This window comes from Tenacibaculum soleae (genome assembly GCF_030549005.1).
GTDB lineage: Bacteria > Bacteroidota > Bacteroidia > Flavobacteriales > Flavobacteriaceae > Polaribacter > Polaribacter soleae.
The window spans coordinates 1-20,148 of the sequence record NZ_JAUOSW010000007.1; the positions used below are offsets into that span (position 1 = coordinate 1).

At 30.6% G+C, this 20,148-nt stretch carries 21 protein-coding genes; 7 read left to right on the plus strand and 14 right to left on the minus strand.

The annotated features are described in order from the left end of the window. Window positions 1-80 precede the first annotated feature (80 nt). From Q4586_RS10635 to Q4586_RS10675, 9 genes are all read right to left on the minus strand, one after another. Window positions 81-818 carry a DUF4294 domain-containing protein gene (locus Q4586_RS10635; RefSeq protein WP_303528905.1) on the minus strand — a complete coding sequence of 246 codons (738 nt, stop codon included), beginning with the start codon at window positions 816-818 and terminating at the stop codon, window positions 81-83. 103 nt (window positions 819-921) lie between these two features. Continuing rightward, window positions 922-2,175: an aminotransferase class I/II-fold pyridoxal phosphate-dependent enzyme gene (locus Q4586_RS10640; protein WP_068706221.1), complete on the minus strand. Its 1,254-nt coding sequence runs from the start codon at window positions 2,173-2,175 to the stop codon at window positions 922-924. Between the two features lie 140 nt (window positions 2,176-2,315). After that, complete coding sequence (locus tag Q4586_RS10645; protein WP_303528906.1) at window positions 2,316-4,526, minus strand: xanthine dehydrogenase family protein molybdopterin-binding subunit; 2,211 nt, start codon at window positions 4,524-4,526, stop codon at window positions 2,316-2,318. Between the two features lie 11 nt (window positions 4,527-4,537). After that, the gene (locus tag Q4586_RS10650) at window positions 4,538-4,999 is read right to left on the minus strand and encodes a (2Fe-2S)-binding protein (RefSeq protein ID WP_068706217.1); all 462 of its coding nucleotides are present in this window, start codon (window positions 4,997-4,999) and stop codon (window positions 4,538-4,540) included. Window positions 5,000-5,208: 209 nt separating this feature from the next. After that, entirely contained in the window at window positions 5,209-5,679 is a 471-nt protein-coding gene (locus tag Q4586_RS10655) for a hypothetical protein (RefSeq protein WP_068706215.1), read from the minus strand. A gap of 79 nt (window positions 5,680-5,758) precedes the next feature. Continuing rightward, the gene (gene fabV / locus Q4586_RS10660; protein WP_303528910.1) at window positions 5,759-6,946 is read right to left on the minus strand and encodes an enoyl-ACP reductase FabV; all 1,188 of its coding nucleotides are present in this window, start codon (window positions 6,944-6,946) and stop codon (window positions 5,759-5,761) included. Beyond that, entirely contained in the window at window positions 6,943-7,296 is a 354-nt protein-coding gene (locus Q4586_RS10665) for a glyoxalase (protein ID WP_303528911.1), read from the minus strand. The genes fabV and Q4586_RS10665 overlap by 4 nt, the downstream gene beginning before the upstream one ends. Before the next feature lie 25 nt (window positions 7,297-7,321). Then, window positions 7,322-8,275, minus strand: a complete 954-nt coding sequence (locus tag Q4586_RS10670) for a phosphoribosylaminoimidazolesuccinocarboxamide synthase (RefSeq protein WP_303528912.1) — start codon at window positions 8,273-8,275, stop codon at window positions 7,322-7,324. Between the two features lie 57 nt (window positions 8,276-8,332). Further along, window positions 8,333-9,286 (minus strand): PhoH family protein, encoded by a 954-nt coding sequence (locus tag Q4586_RS10675; RefSeq protein WP_303528913.1) that lies wholly within the window; start codon window positions 9,284-9,286, stop codon window positions 8,333-8,335. Window positions 9,287-9,406: 120 nt separating this feature from the next. On the opposite strand from Q4586_RS10675, the gene Q4586_RS10680 reads away from it, so the two are divergent. Genes Q4586_RS10680 through gldG form a run of 5 tightly spaced genes read left to right on the plus strand, consistent with a single transcriptional unit; the run spans window position 9,407 to window position 13,441 of the window. Next, window positions 9,407-10,270 (plus strand): SAM hydrolase/SAM-dependent halogenase family protein, encoded by an 864-nt coding sequence (locus Q4586_RS10680; RefSeq protein ID WP_068706205.1) that lies wholly within the window; start codon window positions 9,407-9,409, stop codon window positions 10,268-10,270. Window positions 10,271-10,274: 4 nt separating this feature from the next. Then, window positions 10,275-10,571 carry a putative quinol monooxygenase gene (locus tag Q4586_RS10685; protein ID WP_068706203.1) on the plus strand — a complete coding sequence of 99 codons (297 nt, stop codon included), beginning with the start codon at window positions 10,275-10,277 and terminating at the stop codon, window positions 10,569-10,571. Continuing rightward, window positions 10,571-11,095, plus strand: coding sequence for a GNAT family N-acetyltransferase (locus Q4586_RS10690; protein ID WP_068706201.1), 525 nt, complete (start codon window positions 10,571-10,573; stop codon window positions 11,093-11,095). The genes Q4586_RS10685 and Q4586_RS10690 overlap by 1 nt, the downstream gene beginning before the upstream one ends. After that, complete coding sequence (gene gldF / locus Q4586_RS10695) at window positions 11,095-11,805, plus strand: gliding motility-associated ABC transporter permease subunit GldF (RefSeq protein WP_303528918.1); 711 nt, start codon at window positions 11,095-11,097, stop codon at window positions 11,803-11,805. The genes Q4586_RS10690 and gldF overlap by 1 nt, the downstream gene beginning before the upstream one ends. Then, window positions 11,798-13,441 carry a gliding motility-associated ABC transporter substrate-binding protein GldG gene (gene gldG, locus Q4586_RS10700; protein ID WP_303528919.1) on the plus strand — a complete coding sequence of 548 codons (1,644 nt, stop codon included), beginning with the start codon at window positions 11,798-11,800 and terminating at the stop codon, window positions 13,439-13,441. Before gldF ends, gldG begins: the two co-directional genes overlap by 8 nt. Here gldG and Q4586_RS10705 read toward each other — a convergent pair. Then, complete coding sequence (locus Q4586_RS10705) at window positions 13,434-14,195, minus strand: NAD(P)-binding domain-containing protein (RefSeq protein ID WP_068706194.1); 762 nt, start codon at window positions 14,193-14,195, stop codon at window positions 13,434-13,436. The genes gldG and Q4586_RS10705 overlap by 8 nt on opposite strands. Further along, on the minus strand, window positions 14,182-14,847 hold the full coding sequence (locus Q4586_RS10710; RefSeq protein ID WP_176715002.1) for an MIP/aquaporin family protein: 666 nt from the start codon (window positions 14,845-14,847) through the stop codon (window positions 14,182-14,184). Before Q4586_RS10710 ends, Q4586_RS10705 begins: the two co-directional genes overlap by 14 nt. A gap of 107 nt (window positions 14,848-14,954) precedes the next feature. Here Q4586_RS10710 and Q4586_RS10715 point away from each other — a divergent pair, with 107 nt between their 5' ends. Further along, window positions 14,955-15,794, plus strand: coding sequence for a DUF2911 domain-containing protein (locus Q4586_RS10715; protein ID WP_068706190.1), 840 nt, complete (start codon window positions 14,955-14,957; stop codon window positions 15,792-15,794). 104 nt (window positions 15,795-15,898) lie between these two features. Next, on the plus strand, window positions 15,899-17,092 hold the full coding sequence (locus Q4586_RS10720) for a BaiN/RdsA family NAD(P)/FAD-dependent oxidoreductase (RefSeq protein ID WP_303528925.1): 1,194 nt from the start codon (window positions 15,899-15,901) through the stop codon (window positions 17,090-17,092). A gap of 3 nt (window positions 17,093-17,095) precedes the next feature. Here Q4586_RS10720 and Q4586_RS10725 read toward each other — a convergent pair whose 3' ends face one another. The 3 genes from Q4586_RS10725 to Q4586_RS10735 form a co-directional block, all read right to left on the minus strand. Then, window positions 17,096-17,554, minus strand: a complete 459-nt coding sequence (locus Q4586_RS10725) for a GNAT family N-acetyltransferase (protein WP_068706186.1) — start codon at window positions 17,552-17,554, stop codon at window positions 17,096-17,098. Further along, entirely contained in the window at window positions 17,547-19,211 is a 1,665-nt protein-coding gene (locus tag Q4586_RS10730) for a sodium:solute symporter family protein (RefSeq protein ID WP_303528927.1), read from the minus strand. The genes Q4586_RS10725 and Q4586_RS10730 overlap by 8 nt, the downstream gene beginning before the upstream one ends. A 111-nt stretch (window positions 19,212-19,322) precedes the next feature. Then, window positions 19,323-20,090: a DUF6503 family protein gene (locus tag Q4586_RS10735; protein ID WP_303528928.1), complete on the minus strand. Its 768-nt coding sequence runs from the start codon at window positions 20,088-20,090 to the stop codon at window positions 19,323-19,325. Window positions 20,091-20,148 lie beyond the last annotated feature (58 nt).

Here is a 20,148-nt window from a genome sequence, read left to right on the forward strand (position 1 = left end):
AGTGAAAGCCCGACAATTTTTGCGAAAAATTGTCGCGCCATAAAAATAACTGACATATATTGTAGTAAAAATGATTTTGTTTACGTTTTTTTTCGTTTGTTCTTTTTAGCACGCTTTTTGCGTTGTTTTGCAAACATCTCCTTGTAGAATTCTACATCAATATACCCTCTGCCCTTTGATACTATAGATAAATAATCTTTTTTCAATTTAGGTTTTTGATATTCTAACTTCTCTTCTATAAATGCTCGTTGCAACACATCTTCTATTAAAAAGTCTTCATTTTCAAAACTAGGAAGATATTCTGATTTTAATGACAACTTAAACATATTAGCTGTTGCGTTATACCAAAACGCTTTCCAACCACTTCGTAATTCTTTTACATTATTAAAGGCTGTTTTCCCTGATTGTCGATGAATTAACTTTAGCAAAATTCGTCCTTCGGTTCTTGTTAACTTTTTTAATGGTTTTGTCAACTCTTCTTCTAGGTACTTTTGTGTTTTTTTTACGAATCTTCTTTTCGCTTTTTTTGATTTTAATGTCGATAAATGTATCGCTACACTATCAATTTTTTTTATAGCTAGCACTGCATAAGGATACGCTTTGAAAACTTTACGTTTAAACCAATAATAATAACGAGCGTCTGATGCTGTTTTATATTTGTGCTTTGGTAAGATAGCGACTTCATTTAACGCAATCATTAAACTATCTCCGTTTTTGACTAAAAAATAGTCATTATTAAAATCAGGTAAAGTGTCCTGTATTTGCGCTTTTAGAACGGTAACTTGTAATATTATATATAGGTATAAAAACTTTTTCATTTTTTTTAGTATCAATAAGTAGTACCAAATGTATTCGTTTCTTTTTAAAACAAAAAAACTCATGAAATATTTCATGAGTTTTTTTTATTTTCTGAGCATTTTGCTATTTAGCCATAATTGCTTCGGCTACTTTTTTATAAGTTCCGTTTTCTAATTTTTCTCTTATTGCTGAAAAAGCTACAATTGTTTCATCAACATCTGCTTGTGTATGACGTGCTGTTGGAATTAATCTTAAAATAATTAATCCTTTAGGAATTACTGGATACACTACAATTGAACAAAATACCCCGTGATTTTCACGTAAATCTTGCACCATTGCCATTGCTTCTGGTATTTCTCCTTTTAAATATACAGGAGTGATACATGTTTGCGTAGTTCCTAAATCAAAACCAGCATTACGTAAACCTGATTGTAAAGCGTTTGTAATTTTCCATAAATTTTCTTTTAACTCGGGCATTGTACGCATCATATCCAAACGCTTTAATGCTCCTTTTACCATTGGCATTGGTAATGATTTTGCAAACATTTGCGAACGCATGTTATATTGCAAATACTGAATTACATCTTTATCTCCTGCAAAGAAAGCTCCAATACCTGCCATTGATTTTGCGAATGTTGCAAAATAAACATCAATACCTTCTTGAACTCCTTGCTCAAAACCTGTTCCTTTTCCACCTTCACCTAAAGTTCCGAAACCATGTGCATCATCAACTAAAAGTCTAAAGTTATATTTTTCTTTTAAAGCTACAATCTCTTTTAAACGACCTTGCTCACCACGCATTCCAAAAACTCCTTCTGAAACTAATAGAATTCCTCCACCAGTTTTTTCTGCCATCCTGGTTGCTCTCTTTAAATTTTTTTCGCAACTTTCTATATCATTATGGCGGTACACAAAACGTTTACCAGCATGTAAACGAACTCCGTCAATAATACATGCATGTGTATCCATATCATACACAATAATATCATCTTTATTTACCAAAGCATCGATGGCCGAAACCATTCCTTGGTACCCGAAATTTACTAAATACGCTGCTTCTTTCTCTACAAATTCAGCACACTCTTGCTCTAATTGCTCGTGATACTTTGTATGGCCAGACATCATACGCGCTCCCATTGGATATGCTAACCCATCAGCAGCAGCTGAATCTCCATCTGCTTTTAAAACATCTGGGTGATTTGCTAGCCCTAAATAATCGTTGATACTCCAAGTAACTACCTTCTTACCGTTGAAAGACATTCTGTTAGAAATTGGCCCTTCTAATTTAGGAAATACAAAATAACCTTCTGCTTTATCTGCCCATTTTCCTAAAGGCCCTTTATCTTCTTTAATTCTTTCAAATAAATCTTTTACCATTATTACTTTTGTAATTTTATGCTGCGAAAATAATGCTTTTTAAGAAATTTTCAAAATTGACAACCTCCTTAATGACTTGAAATAAAAAAAGATATCGAAATCGATATCTTTTCTATTAAGACTTATTTTTAATTATGTTTTTATGGTTGTTTTAACTGATTGATAAACGGTTGTTTATACAAACGTTTTCCTAAAGCTTTATAAATTGCATTTGCAACTGCCCCACCTGCCGGGGGCAATCCTGGTTCACCTAACCCTGTTGGCGATAATTCGTTTTTAACAAAATGTACTTCTACCTTAGGTGTTTCATTCATTCTTATTAATCGATAGGTATCAAAATTTTTATTAGATGGTTTCCCTTTTTCGAAAGTTAAATCAGCATACATTGCATGTCCAATTCCGTCGATTACACCACCTTGTACTTGATTTATTGCTCCGGTTGGATTTACTACAATTCCGCAATCTACCGCTGCAATTACTTTTGTAACCACGGGCAATCCGTCTTTTAAAACAACCTCAGCTACTTCTGCAACATGAGTGTTATGACTGTAATATGCAGAAAAACCTTGATAAACACCTTCTTTTTCTTTACCCCAATTTCCTTTTTCTACAGCTAGTTTTATGGTGTCTTCCATTCTTTTACCTGAATACTCAATCTTTTTATCTTGAGTATCTTTTACGTTTTGCAATAAATCGATACGCAATTGTACAGTATCTACATTTAATTCTGTTGCTAGCTCATCAAAAAAGGCTTGCTCTGCAAAGGCTAAAAAATTAGTATACGGAGCTCTCCATGCCCCTGTTGTAATATCACTTTGATAATTTTTTGTAGATACTTTATAATTTGCAATACATCCTGCAGGAAAAAAATGTGGTATTAACCCATACATATTACCATCAATAGCTGCTTCTTTTAAATGATATCCTGTAATTTTATTATTTTTAATTGAAGCTGCAATTCGATATTTTATTGCTGGGCGATAAACCCCTGTAGTCATATCATCTTCTCTTGTCGATATAACTTTTACAGGCTTTTTAATTGTATTAGATATTTCAGCAGCTTCATATACAAAATCACCATATAAACGTCGACCAAATCCTCCTCCCATTCTTGTCATATGCACTTGAACATCGGCTAAATCTCTACCTAGCATTTCTGAAACTACCATCGCTGCAAATTCTGGAGTTTGTACTGGACCAATTAAATCAATTTTTTCTGAAGTAACATTGGCGAAAAAATTCATTGGCTCTAAACAATTATGAGGTAAAAAAGGTGAATGATACGTTCTTTCAACTATTTTATCTGCTACTGCAAATGCTTTTTCGATATTTCCATCTTCACGACGTACATCAAAATCTTTAGCATCTAAAATATCATTTAGAATTTCATCATGAGTTTCAGTATTTTCTAATTTTTTACTACTGGTTTTCCAAACAGCTTTTATAGCATTTTTTCCTTTAATTGCCGCCCAAGTATTTTTGGCAATGACCACTACTTTATCAGATTCTGACATTTTAAAGGTCCAATTTGACTTACCCGAATCTAAAAACTTTCTTACTTTTTCACCTATTGTTATAACATCTATTACTCCCGCTATTTTTTTAGCCTCAGTAGCATCAAAAGAAGCTAATATTTGACCAAATGCTGGTGGTCTTAAAACGTTAGCGTATACCATACCTGAAGCTTTATAATCTAAACCAAATAAAGGTTTACCTGTTACTATTTTTTTTAAATCAACATTGGTTGCATTTTTACCTATAATTGTAAACTCGGCAGGTTTTTTTAAGGTTACATTTTCAGGAACTTTCATAGCAGCTGCTTCTTTTACAACATCTCCATATCCTAAATTTTCTCCTTTAGCATTCGTTATAATTCCGTTTGATGCTTTACATGTTACTGGATCTACGCCCCATTTTACAGCGGCAGCATTTACCAACATTTGTTTTGCTGTGGCGCCGGTTTGCCTTAAAGCATCCCAACCAAAACGTATTGATTGACTCCCTCCTGCCAACTGACGTTTATAATTTTTAGTATCTAATGGAGCTTGTGCTACATATACATTATTCCAATCAACATCTAGTTCTTCGGCTATAAGCATTGGCATAGAAGTTTTAACACCTTGCCCAATTTCTGGATTTGGAGAATAAATAGTTACATAACCTTCGTTAGATATTTGAATAAATGCATTGAAATCATTAAAATTTAAATTTTCAATATCAACTGATGGTTTTACATTGGGCTTGCATGCGGTAAACAAATTAAACCCTATCATGATTCCTCCACCTGCTAATGCCGATGTTCTTAAAAAACTCCTTCTACTAAACGTAATTTTATTTTTTGATGTACTCATAAGTTTAATTTTTAAGACATTTTTTTAGCGGCGATTCCTACTGCTTTTTCTATTCGGTTGTAAGAAGCACATCTGCATAAATTACCATGCATTGCTTCTCGAATTTCGAGTTCAGATGGACTCGGATTTTCTTTTAAAAATGATGCCGCTGTCATTATTTGCCCTGCTTGGCAATATCCGCATTGCGGAACATCAACTTCCTCCCAAGCTTCTTGCAACGGATGATTTCCTTCTTTTGACAAACCTTCAATCGTTGTTATTTCTTCATTATCTAACTCTGATACTTTTAATTGACAACTTCGCATTGCTGCGCCATCTACATGTACTGTACAAGCACCGCATTGTGCAATTCCACAACCGAATTTTGTACCTACCATTTCTAATTCATCTCTTAAAATCCATAACAAAGGCGTATCATCATCCGCAGAAAAAGAATGTGATTTTCCGTTTATTTTTAATGTATAATTTGGCATTTTTTGAAGTTTTTGTTTTTGCTCGAATAAGTTACGTAAAAAAATTATATTTTTTTTCGGTTAATTGGCAATAAATAATTTCGCTTTACTTAAATGTGATTACGAAATAAATTCGGAATGACGTTATCAAGAATATTTTATCACTTTTATTTTTAATAGATTTTATTAGATGTGGTTCTGAATCAAATTCAGAATAACGAGAAATATTTTTATAATTTATCTAACTCTAAACGGAAATCATATTGTAAATCTTCGTGTAACGTAGCCATTAATTTTTCTATTAACTTTATTTGCGTTGTTAATATATTTTGTAATCGCGGGCTTTTTTGTATTGATGGTTTAAAGTTTTTAAGTTTTACACAGAAATATAAGAGCAGTTCTACTTCTGTTTCTTTTTTTTTTGAGAAACGAATGTATTTTTTTGTGCTTGTTAATATTTTACGCATGCTTTTTCTTATGAAGAAGTAGCTTTTGGTATTAATTCCTTCAAATAAAATGTCTATCTCTTTTTTAACTCCCAAAATGTAGCTCTCTTCATCATGTGATTCAAACAATAAATAGGTTAATAATTCTTTATTTTCTTTTTTGAATCGAGCTAATTTTAAACATAATTCTAATAATTCGTTCGTATTCTTATGTTTTAGTTCGTCTTTTAATATTTTAACGGTAGCTGTTTTCATCTTTTAATTTAAAAATTAAATATAACTAAAAAACCTCATAGACTTTATATCTATGAGGCTTTCAATTTATTTTTTTGATTTACTGAATACTTGGTACTTTAACAAGCTCGTTAACATCAGCATCATAATCTACTCCGTCGACTTTAAATCCGAATAACTTAAAAAACTCATTACTGTATCCTTCTAAATCACCTAACTCAGCTAAATTTTCAGTAGTTGCTTTTTTCCATAATTCAGAAATTTCAGCTTGTACATCTTCACGCATTTCCCAGTCATCAACTCTAATTCTTCCTTTGGCATCTAAATCTAAATCGCCACCAAATAAACGTTCGCTATACAAACGCTGAATTTGTTCAATACACCCTTCATGGATTCCTTTTTCTTTCATTACCTTAAATAATAAAGAAATATATAATGGAATTACTGGTATTGCAGAACTTGCTTGAGTAACCAATGCTTTATTTACTGAAACATAAGCATTACCGTTAATCGACTTTAAATCATCTGAAATTTTGAACGCAGTTGCTTCTAAATCATCTTTTGCAGCACCAATTGTTCCGTTTCTATAAACAGGTTTTGTTACTTCTGGCCCAATATATGAATAAGCAACTGTTGTAGCCCCTTCTGATAATAAGTTTTCTGATTGTAATGCATCCATCCACATTTTCCAATCTTCACCTCCCATAACTGTTACTGTATTAGCAACATCTTCGCCTTCGGCTGGATTTATAGATATTTCTGATACTTTTCCTGTATGAAAATCTACTGTTTTATTTGTAAACACCTCTCCTATTGGTTTTAAAACCGATTTAAAGCGTTTACCAGATTCTGGATGCGTTCTTACTGGTGATGCTAAACTATAAATTACTAAGTCTACCTGACCTAAGTCTTCTTTAATTAACTGAACAACTTGTTCTTTTATTTCGTTTGAAAATGCGTCTCCGTTTATACTTTTTGCGTATAATCCTGCTTTTTCAGCTTCTTGTTCAAAAGCTGCTGTATTATAAAAACCTGGTGATCCTGGTTTACCTTCTGCTGCTGGTTTATCAAAGAAAACACCAATTGTAGCTGCATCTGATCCGAAAGCACTTGAAATTCTTGATGCTAATCCAAAACCTGTTGATGAACCGACTACTAATACTTTTTTAGCTCCTTCAATTTTTCCTTTCGATTGTACGTATGCAATTTGATCTTTTACATTTTGTTCACATCCAGTTGGGTGAGATGTTAAACAAATAAACCCTCTAGTTCTTGGTTCTATTATCATTTATTGTTTGTTTTAAAATCTTTAATTTCTAATTGACTGTCTTTAATTCGTTGGCCAATCATCATTAAAATTCTTTTATTAATATCAGTATTATTTTCTTTATAAAAATCAAATTCACTAACAGTAAACTGACCTATAATTAAACCTAAAAACTGATTTTTTAAATTTATATTTTTTTTAGTGATATTATTCACCGCTTTATTAAACTTTTCTTTTTCTACATTTAAAATATCAACTTTTTGCTTATTACAGAAAAAAATGAAAAACTGTAGTAATAAATCATGTTGTAATTTTAAAATTGGGCGCACAGTCTTATTCTGAAAATCTTCAATAGGTATTTCAGATGACAAATTTAAAACTGGTCTAATAGTTAGTTTATTGCTGTCCATTCAAAAAACTAACTACATTTTTATTTATACGGTCTAATACATTTGTTGTATTTGCTTTTACAAACTTCTCTCCTGTTATTTGTTCGTATAGCTCAATGTATCTGTTTGAAATTTCAATAATTTTATCATCAGACATTTCAGGTATTTGTTGCCCTTCTTTTCCTTGAAAATTATTTTCAATTAACCACTGACGAACAAATTCTTTTGATAATTGTTTTTGTGGTTCTCCTTTTTCTTGACGCTCAGCATATCCGTCTGCATAAAAATAACGTGAAGAATCTGGTGTATGAATTTCATCTATTAAAACAATTTTTCCGTCTTTTGTTTTACCAAACTCATATTTAGTATCTACTAAAATAAGTCCGCGAGATGCAGCTATTTCTGTTCCTCTTTGAAATAAAGCTCTTGTATATTTTTCTAAAACAATGTAATCTTCTTCAGATACTACTTTTTTAGAAAGAATTTCTTCTCTCGTTATATCTTCATCATGATCACCGTTTTCAGCTTTTGTTGAAGGTGTAATAATTGGAATCGGAAATTTATCATTTTCTTTCATTCCTTCTGCCATTTCAACCCCACATAAAACTCTTTTACCTGCTTTATATTCACGTGCTGCATGACCAGACATATAACCACGAATTACCATTTCTACTTTAAAAGGCTCGCATAAATGCCCAATCGCAACGTTTTCATCTGGGTTTGCGTGTAACCAATTCGGAACAATATCAGCTGTATCGTTCATCATTTTGGTTGCAATTTGGTTTAAAATTTGTCCTTTAAAAGGTATTTGACGCGGTAAAACAACATCGAAAGCTGATAATCTATCAGAAGCTATCATTACTAATAACTCGTCATTTATATTATATACTTCTCTTACTTTACCTTTATAAACTGACTTTTGTTTTGGAAATTGAAAGTTAGTCTCGTTAATTGTATTCATTATATTTTTGTTGTGTTGTTGACTGCAAAAATATGTTTTTTATTCTTCTTTTTCACACTACTCTGTTTCTATACTTTTATAAGCCTTAATAATACTTTTTATTAATCGGTGACGTACTACATCTTTATCATCTAAATAAACCATTGCAATTCCTTTAATGTCTTTTAAAGCTAGTAATGATTCTTTTAATCCAGAAACTTGTTTGCGGGGTAAATCTATTTGACCAGGGTCTCCAGTAATAATAAACTTGGCGTGCATTCCCATTCTGGTTAAAAACATTTTCATTTGATTATGCGTTGTATTCTGAGCTTCATCTAAAATAACAAAAGCATTATCTAAGGTACGCCCACGCATAAATGCTAAGGGTGCTATTTGTATAATTCCTTTTTCTAAATACGATTCTAATTTTTCATGCGGTATCATATCTCGCAATGCATCATATAAGGGTTGCATATACGGATCTAATTTTTCTTTTAAATCTCCTGGAAGAAATCCTAAATTCTCTCCAGATTCTACAGCTGGTCGTGTTAATATTATTCTACGTACTTCTTTTTCTTTTAATGCTTTTACAGCCAAAGCTACTGCTGTATAAGTTTTACCTGTTCCTGCTGGTCCTACTGCAAAAAGCATATCATTCTTCCCCATTAAATCAACCATTTTACGTTGATTGGTTGTTTGTGCTTTTATTAGCTTACCATTAACACCATGTACTAAAACATCTTTTATTTTACCTGATTTACGGATCTCTTCTTCTTTACCGGTAGATGTTAAAACACGTTCAATACTATTTTCATCCAATTTATTATACTTATTAAAGTATTTAATTAGCATTGCTAAACGCTTTTCTAACTCGTCTAAAATTTCGGGTTCGCCATAAATTTTAAGTTTATTTCCTCTGGCTACTATCTTTACTTTCGGAAAATACTTTTTAAGTTGCGTAATGGTACTATTTTGAGCTCCAAAGAAATCATTAGGGTCAATTTCTGTTAATTCTATAATACGTTCGTTCAAGTGATAAATATTTTAATTTTATTCAGTTTAAAAATAATGATTATTTTTATTGAATTATGTAGTTTTGCTGTAATTTTTAAGTTAATAAATCAACACACTAATTAACAAGCTATTAAATTAATGCCACTAATTACATTAACTACCGATTTTGGAATAAAAGACCACTTTGTAGGGACGGTAAAAGGGGCTATTTATAGTGAATTACCTGAAGCTAAAATTGTTGATATTACACACCATATTACGCCTTTTAATATTACAGAAACTGCTTACATTTTAAAAAATGCTTATAAAAGTTTTCCAGAAAAAACGATTCATATTATAGGGGTAGACTCTGAGTTAAGTGTAGAAAACAAGCACATTGCTATTGAGTTAGACAATCATTATTTTATATGTCCTGATAATGGACTAATAGCAATGATTGCATCAGAAATTAAACCTTCAAAAATTGTTGAAATTAACATTCATAATCATATAAAAACTAGTTTTCCTGTTTTAGATGTTTTTGTAAAAGTTGCCTCACATATTGCTCGAGGTGGTAGTTTAAATGTTATTGGCAAAGAAATTACTACTTATAAAAAAATTATTGAAATTCAGCCAAAAGTAAATCAACTTCAAACACTTATTATAGGTGGTGTTATTTATACAGATAATTATGGTAACGTAATTACTAATATTACTAAAAAATTATTTAACACTGTAGGCAAAGGACGTAATTTTACAATTACCGCTAAACGTAATTACTTTAAAAAAATATATAAAAGCTATAATGAAATTGTAGATTACTCAATTCCTATAGAAAAAAGAAATTATGATGGCGAAAAATTAGCCCTTTTTAATTCTGCCGATTTTTTAGAAATTGCTATTTACCGAAGTAATTTAGAAAATGTAGGGGGTGCTTCATCATTATTAGGTTTAAATTACCGAGATACCGTTACAATTGAATTTGAAACTATTGATTCACCCGAATTTATCACAATAAATTAATTATATGTTTGTACGAATTGTAAAAATGAGTTTTCATTCTGAGAAAATTGAAGAATTTTTAGCGAATTTTAATACTAAAAAAGAGTTTATCCGTAATTCACCTGGTTGCCAATTGTTAGAATTATATAGAGATAAAAACAATTCGGATATCTTTTTTACTTATAGCTACTGGGAAACTGAGCAAGATTTAGAAAATTACCGAAATTCTGATTTATTTAAAGGCGTTTGGGCGCAAACCAAAATATTATTTAACGACAAACCAGTAGCCTGGAGCGTTGACAAAACCGTAAGTTTACCATAATGAATTATCCAACAAATTTCCCGTTACTATCTTCTGAAAGATTACAACTTCGTCAACTATCATTTAGTGACAAAAGAACTATTTTTAAATTACGATCTAACAAAGAAGTTAATAAATTAATAGTTAGAGACACACCTAAAAATTTAAATGATGCTGATTCATTTATTCAAGATTGTTTGGATGAATTTGAAAAAGGAAATCGAATTTTTTGGGCGATTCAACATCAAGAAAACAATCAAATAATTGGTACCATTGTTTATCATAATATCAATGCTGAAAATAATTATGCTGAAATTGGTTATGAATTAAATCCCGATTTCCAAAATGAAGGCTTTATGAGTGAAGCTATGACTACAGTTTTAGAATATGGTAAAGCTATTTTAAAGCTAAACACCATTGAAGCTTTTACACATAAGAATAATACTGCATCAATAACGTTATTAAAAAAACATCAATTTATTTTAGATGATGATGATTTATTTGATGGTAATACTATTTTTCGTCTCGATATAAACCAAGAATAATGTATCCTATATTAAAAAAAGAATTTAACTCATTTTTTGCATCACCAATAGCCTATTTAGTTATCGGTGTATTTTTACTTGTAAACGGATTGTTTTTATGGGTTTTTAAAGATAATTTCAACATTTTAAATGCTGGTTTTGCAGATTTAAGTTCATTTTTTTATTTAACACCATGGATGTTCTTATTTTTAATTCCAGCAATTACCATGAAAAGTTTTGCTGATGAATTTAATAGCGGAACTATTGAAATATTAAAAACAAAACCTGTAACCGATTGGCAAATTGTATTGGGGAAATTTACTGCATCTTTACTTTTAGTTTGTGTTGCCTTAATACCAACACTAACTTATGTTTATACCGTTTACACGATGGGAAATCCTGTTGGAAATTTAGATATTGGTAGTACCATCGGTTCGTATTTAGGATTACTTTTTTTAGCGGCAACGTATACAGCAATTGGTTTATTTACATCAACAATATCTAAAAATCAAATTGTAGCCTTTATTTTAAGTGTGTTTATTACTTTTATTTTTTTCTACGGATTTGATACTGTAAGCAGCACTTTAGGTAACTCGATACAACAATTCGGAATTAACGAACATTTTAAAAGTATTAGTCGCGGAGTTATTGATACGCGTGATGTTATCTACTTTTTAAGTGTTACTTTTTTCTTTTTATTCATCACCAAACAACAATTAAAAAATGAATAAAAAGCTACAACATATTGTCTTTGCTTTTGTGGGGTTATTATTGATAAACTACCTCTCAACATCAACTTATAAAAGATTTGATTTAACAAAAGATAAACGTTTTACAATATCTGATGTTAGTAAAAACATATTAGATAATATTGATAATACTGTTTTTGTCAACGTGTATTTAGAAGGTGATTTTCCTGCTGAATTTAAACGTTTACAAATTGAAACACGTCAATTTTTAGAGGAATTAAAAGCGCAAAATTCAAATATTTTATTTCGATTTATAAATCCTGATAATATTCGTGAGCGATTAATACAAAAAGGAATGATGCCAACGCAACTAACTGTTGAAGAAGGCGGAAACCTTTCACAAGCTATTATCTTTCCTTGGGCAGAAATTAATCTTGGTAAAAAAACTACCTTAGTTTCTTTACTACCAAATGCAATTGCCAAAACTCAAGAAGAGCAACTGCAAAATGCTATTGAAAAATTAGAATATTCTTTTGCTAATGCATTGAACAATATCACTAAAAATAAAAGGCAGAAAATCGCAGTTATTTCAGGTAATGGCGAGTTAGAAGATATTTATTTATACAGTTTATTAAGTGAAGTGGGAAAAAATTATCACTTAGCTAAATTCACGTTAGATAGTGTAGCTAAAAATCCGCAGAAAACACTTAAAGATTTAACAAAATACGATTTAGCTATTGTTGCCAAACCAACCGAACGTTTTACCGAACAAGAAAAATTTACACTCGATCAATTTATTACCAACGGAGGTAAATCTCTTTGGATGATTGACCAAAACTATGCTGATACTGATAGTTTATACAACGAAGGTAAAATGCTTGCTTTTCCAAGAGATTTAAATTTAACCGATTTATTATTTAGTTATCAAGTTCGTGTAAACAATAAATTAATTCAAGATTTATACTCGGCTAAAATTCCGCTTGCTACAGGAAATAGCGGAAATCAAGCACAATTTCAGCATTTAAATTGGTTTTACCATCCGTTGGTAAACGGAAATCCTTATCATCCAATAACAAAAAATATAGCTCCAGTTCGTTTTCGTTTTACCACTCAAATAGATACTTTAAAAGGAAATATTAAAAAAACACCTTTATTTATCACTTCAGTTTTAAGTAAAAAGATCGGAACTCCAAATTTTGTTGAGCTACAAAGTATTGCCCAACAACCAAAAGAAAACGAGTATAAAAGTGGGTCACAGCTTTTAGGTGTTTTGTTAGAAGGTAGTTTTAATTCTGCTTACAAAAACAGAACAAAACCGTTTGATACATCACTTTTTAAAGCAGAAAGCAACACTAATAAAATGGTTGTTATTGCGGATGGAGATATCGGTAAGAATCAAATTTTAAAAGGTAAACCTCACGATTTAGCTTTAGATAAATGGACTGGTGAACAATTTGGAAATAAAGAATTTTTAATAAATACGATTGATTATTTATTAGATTATTCTGGTTTAATTAATTTACGAAATAAAACTTTGCAGATAAATTTACTTGATAAACAAAAAGCTTATACCGAAAAGCGTTTTTGGCAGTTTATAAACATTGGAATTCCGTTAATTTTACTAGCTATATTTGGCTTCGTTTTTAATTATTTAAGAAAAAGAAAATATGCTAAATAGACAGCAAATCGTCGTGAATAAAAGTATAATCTAAAGTTTGTTGTATTTTTTTCGAACTGATAATCTTCCACTCATAAACTTCATTGTTTTCAAACTCTGGAACTTCAAAGTCGTTCCTTAATTTGGCTAAGGTGTAAAACTCTCTTCTTGTTGGATGGTGGTTAGAGCATGCATTAAAAGTTTCACCCCAACAATTCTGATCAATAATTGTATGAATAATCTCTATACAATCGTCTTTATGAATCATATTTACAAAACCTTTTGGTTGTGGTATTTTTCTTCCATTTTTAAACCAATTACTTGGTTGCCTTACATCTCCAAATAAACCTGCAAAACGAATAATAGTAGTTTCGAAAAAAGTATTTTCTCTAAATAAATTTTCTATTGCTGTTAAAGGAGTTTTTAAAACTTCATCTTCTTCTGTCATGATTTTATTAACTCTTCCATAAACTGAAGTAGAACTAATAAAGATTATTTTTTGTATTGGGGAGTTTTCTATTTGAGCAATTAAATTTTCAAAACCATCAACATCTTTAGAAGTAATTGCAATAATTAAAATATCTGAATTTAAGAAAGTATCAAATTCTTCAAATTCAGAAATATTAACAATATAAGGTGCTATTCCGTTAACTTCTAAAAGATCTAATTTTTCTTCAGAAGTTGTAGAGCCTTTTACTTTATATCCTTCATTTAATAACGAAACTGCTAATGATTTTCCTAACCATCCACAGCCTAAAATACTAACATTCTTCATTACAACAATTATTGTCTTTTACAAATTTACAAGAAACTACCGCTAATAAAGCTCCTAAAATTGGGGCTAAAACATACAACCACAAATACTCATAATGACCAGAAACTATTGCCGGAGCAATAGAACGTGCTGGATTCATGGATGCCTTTGTCATTGGTCCTGCAAACATGGCTTCTAACAAAACAACGCCTCCAATAGCAATACCTGCCATTACTCCTACTTCTTTACTACCTGTTGATACGTTTATTATGGTTAACATTAAGAAAAACGTAAGTAAAAATTCTAAAATAAAAGCACGCCAAGGTTCAATTGATGGAATTGTAGCTCCGTAATATTCGCTTGCAGGAAATAAAACCCATAAAATACAACTTGCTAAAATAGCACCTATCAACTGAGCGATTATATATTTAGGAACTTCTTTCCATGAAAACTTTTTAGCAAATGCAAAAGCAATAGTAACTGCTGGGTTGAAATGTGCCCCAGATATTTCACCAAAAGCATAAATCATTGCCATTACAATTAATCCCCAAGTTATAGCAATACCGGTATGCGTTAAATCAGTTCCTCCTGTTATTTCACTAACAGTCATTGCACCTGTACCACAAAATACTAACGCAAAAGTTCCTATTAATTCTGAAACATATTTTTTCATTTTGCAAATATCAACTAAAAAAATGATGTTTATTTTAAGTTTTCATTAACATTTAACTCAAATATTACTCGTAATTTTAACATCACAATAAAAACAAACCAATTATCATGAAAAAATTAGTTTTAAGCTTATTTGTAGCGGCACTTACATTAACTACAAATGCACAAATAAAAACTCCAGCTCCTAGCCCATCATCTAAGTTAGAACAAGCTGTAGGATTATCGGATGTTACTGTTGAATATTCTAGACCAGGAATGAGAGGAAGAACTATTTTTGGAGACTTAGTTCCTTACGGAAAAGTATGGAGAACTGGAGCTAACCAAAATACTAAAGTTACTTTTAGCACTGATGTTACTATCGACGGAAAAGAATTAAAAAAAGGAACATACGCTTTATATACAAAACCAGGAAAAACTTCTTGGGAAGTAATTTTTTATTCGGATGCCAACAACTGGGGAAATCCAAGAAAATGGGATGATAAAAAAGTAGTATTATCTACTACAGTAAAAGCTGATATGATGCCTATGAAAATAGAAACTTTTACCATGACTATTGATGATATTACAAACAACTCTGCTGTTTTAGGTTTGTTATGGGAAAATGCTTATGTTGGTGTAAAATTTAACACGCCTACTGATAAAGCTGTTGAAGCTAGTATTGCTGCAACAATGAATGGGCCTAAAGCTGGTGATTATTACTCTGCTGCTGTATATTATTTACAAAGCAACAAAGACATTAAAAAAGCAGCTACATGGATCAACAAAGCTGTTGACATGACTAAAGATCAACCTCGTTTTTGGTATTTACGTCAACAATCTTTAATCTTAGCTAAAGCTGGTGACAAAAAAGGAGCTATAAAAGCTGCAAAAGCATCATTAGCTGGAGCTGAAAAAGCAGGAAATGTAGATTATATTAAAATGAATAAAGAGTTCTTAACAAAAATGTAATTACTTCATTTAGTTTATATAAAAAAGACTGTCTTTTAAGACAGTCTTTTTCTTTTCTAATAATTTTTTATACACCTTAAAAAAACAAATAGTAATTTTGTTTTATGAAAAAATCAATAGCCATAATTGGTGGTGGCCCTTCAGCCCTATTTACTGCTGCTTTTTTAGATTCAAAAAAATTTGACATTACGATTTACGAGAAAAAGAAATCTGTTGGAAGAAAGTTTTTAGTCGCTGGCGATGGTGGTTTCAATCTTAGCCATGGTGAGCATATTGATAAAATGATTACCCGATACACACCTACTACATTTCTTAAAAATGCACTGTTAAATTTTACAAATGAAGACTTACGTAATTGGTTATTATCTATTGATATTCCCTCTTTTATAGGAAGTAGTAATCGTATTTATCCTGAAAAAGAAATAAAACCAATCACCGTTCTAGCTAACATTAAAAAGTTTTTAATTGATAAAAATGTACAGTTTATTACTAATCATGAATGGCAAGGATGGAATATTAAAAATGAATTAATTTTTAATAATGACAAAATTATAAATGCTGATTTTACTGTTTTTTCGCTAGGCGGCGCGAGTTGGAAAATTACAGGGTCTGACGGAAATTGGTTAAACAAATTTAAAAGTAAAGGAATTAACACCTTAGCTTTTTTACCAGCTAACTGTGCTTATAAAGTAGATTGGAAAATCGATTTCATATCTAAAAATGAAGGACAACCTTTAAAAAACATTGCGCTTTCTTGTTTAGATAAAATACAAAAAGGAGAATTGGTAATTACCAAATTCGGGCTAGAAGGAAACGCTATTTATGCCTTAAGTTCTGAAATACAATCACAACTTTCTAAATACAAAAAAGCAACTGTTTTTTTAGATTTAAAACCGATGTTTAGTCTTAATGAACTTACTCATAAAATAAACACTTCTAGCTTAAGAACAACAACCGACATTCTTAAAAAAACACTTAAATTAAGTTTACCACAAATTGAATTACTAAAAACAATTTTAAGTAAAGATGAATTTCTTAATAAAACAATTCTTTCATTAAAAATAAAAGCTTTACCTCTTACTATTAATACTGCTGCTAAAATTAACGAAGCAATATCAACTACCGGTGGAATTTCTTTAAACGAAGTCACTGAAAATTTCGAGTTCAAAAAAATAAAAAATAGTTATTGCATCGGCGAAATGTTGGATTGGAACGCGCCAACTGGTGGCTATTTATTACAAGCCTGTTTTAGTATGGGCGCTTATCTTGCTAAACATCTGAATAAAAACAAGTCGTAAAACTTACTTTAAACTTTTTCGCATATTTAGTAAATGTTTTCGAAACCCTGCTTTTTCATATGCTCTAATTGCACTAGGGTTATCAGCATACACGTCTAACCGAACTTCATATATATTATTAGAAATTGCCCAAGTATATAAATCGTCAATAATTAATTTGTTAATGCCTTTGCCACGATGTGAATTTGCAACAAACATAAAACCTAAATAAATCATATTTTGATGCTTTAAATATGGTTTGGCTTCTTGTATTCTTCCATATCCAGAACCAACAACTTTTTCATTATCTACTGCTACAATTACTGCTACCTCATCAGATAAAATCATTGCTTTTATATCGTAATATGATATTTTTTCATCTTTTAAAGTAGCATCAAAAGGTCTTTCAAAATTAATTAGCGCTTGCTCAAATTCTAAAAGAATTGGTAAATCTATTAAAGTAGCTTTTCTTGTTTTAATCATTTTTTATTTTTTCTGAAAATAGCTGTATTAAAGAAGCTATTAAAATTACCAATCCACATCCTAAAGCGTTTAGCCATAAAAACGGTAACCAATCAGCTTTCCAAACAAAAATTATAAGTAATTGTGTAATAATGGCTGCTATAAAAACGGCATTCGATTTTACAAACTTAAAGAAAAAGGCTAATAAGAAAATTCCTAAAACATTACCATAAAAAATAGAACCAATTATATTTACTAACTGAATTAAATTATCAAATAAATTAGCAATACAAGCCACTAAAATTGCTAAGATTCCCCAGCCTAAAGTAAACCATTTTGTCATTTTTACATAATGCGCTTCGTCATATTCATTAGCAACATTACGTTTATACAAATCAATTGCGGTAGTACTAGCCAAGGCATTTAACTCAGATGCTGTTGATGACATGGCTGCCGATAAAATTACCGCCAATAATAAACCGATTAAACCTTTTGGTAAATTATGTAGTATAAAATGGATAAAAACATAATCTTTATCGTTCGTCTCTACCTCATCATCTGCCTTTGCTATTATAGTTTTTGCTTGTTTTTTTATCGACTTATCTTGCTCATTTAATTCTTGCAATTGTTTTTTATTCGCTGCTGTTAATCCTTCGAAAATCAATGTTTTTTTCTGATTTTCAATATGAATATGTTTTTCACCTAAAAGCTTATATTCTGAAGCGTATTTTGAATTTACAACAGCTTCACTAGCCTTCGGATTAAAATTTAAAGGAGATGTATTAAACTGATAAAACACAAACACCATTACCCCAACCAATAAAATAAAAAATTGCATTGGCACTTTTAACAAACCGTTAAAAATTAATCCTAACTGACTTTCACGTACCGATTTTCCTGATAAATAACGTTGCACTTGGCTTTGATCGGTTCCGAAATAAGAAAGCATCAAAAATGTTCCTCCTAAAATCCCTGTCCAAACTGTATAGCGATTATTTAAATCCCACGAAAAATCTAACACTTGCATTTTATCAGAAGCTCCAGCAATCTCTAATGCTTTAGTAAAGGTAATTCCGTCAGGTAAATATTGAAGTATTAAGTAAAAGGCAATGAACATTCCTGTAAAAATAATTGCCATTTGTTGTTTTTGAGTAACGCTTACTGCTTTTGTACCTCCAGAAACGGTGTAAATAATTACTAAGAATCCGATGATGATATTTAGTGTAATTAAATCCCATCCTAATACAGCTGATAAAATAATAGCAGGCGCAAAAATGGTAATTCCTGCTGCTAATCCTCTTTGTACCAAAAATAAAATTGCGGTTAAAGTTCTTGTTTTTTTATCAAAACGACCTTCTAAATACTCATAAGCTGTATATACTTTTAGTCGATGATATATCGGAATAAACACTAAACAGATAATTACCATGGCGATTGGCAATCCGAAGTAAAACTGTACAAATCCCATTCCGCTATGAAATGCTTGCCCCGGTGTTGATAAAAAAGTAATAGCACTTGCTTGTGTTGCCATTACCGACAAACCAATCGTCCACCATTTACTATCGTTTCCTCCTTTAATATACTCTTCTACATTATTTCTTCCACGTGTTTTCCAAACTCCGTAAAAAACAATAAATAACAATGTTAACGAAAGTACTACCCAATCTATAGTTTGCATATTCTAATTCGTGTATAAGTTAGTAATAATACAAAATAATGCGATGTAAACTACATTTGCCAGCAACACTAGTGTGTACTCTTTTTTCCAAGTATATTTTTTTGAATTCATTTATTTTGTTGGTTTTCTATAAAAATCAGCATCAAATGATGCTTCACTTAATAAAGGTAATACAAATTTAGTAGGCTCTCTCGCTGGTTCTGTTGGGTTACCTTTTTCATCTTTCTGGTACCAAGTTAACGATTTTGGTAATAAAAATCCGTTAACATTTTCCCAATCGTTATATCTTATTATACTTGTTTTACTAGAAGTTTCTTTACTAAAATAAGTAACCGTATAGGCTAACCAACTCATTTCTTTAGTAACTTCATCATAATACATATAATAGTTATCATCTGGTGATGAACCTACATTTGATTGATACGAAATTTTAATTCCTGGATATTTTTTTCCTTCAAACTCTAATGGTTTTGTTTCTGAATATACAATTCCATCATCAGCCAAAACAAAAGGCATTGCGTAAAAATAGAAGTATAAATTGTAATAAAACTTCGGATCTTTTTTATACTTAGTGGTATCAGAAACCCAAACATTGTTACCATCAAATCCTAAAGAATATTCTTTCGAGTTAATTACTGTTTTTCTTGAATGTAAATCTGTGGTATGCTCTTGATCGTTTAAGCTAAAAGATAACGTTTTCATCTTTTGCCAATTATTAATTCCGCCATGTTTTTTTAAAACTTCGGTTAGAACTTTTGGATATTTTTTGGGCTCAACTAAGTTTTCTTTAAAAATTTCTTCTATAATTTCTTTTTTTGAAGCTGTTTTACAAGCTATTACTGATAAACCTATAACTAAAACTATGAGTATTTTTTTCATGTAAATTGATTTGTTGTATTCTGTCGGAATAACTTGATAAAATTACATAAAAAAGAAA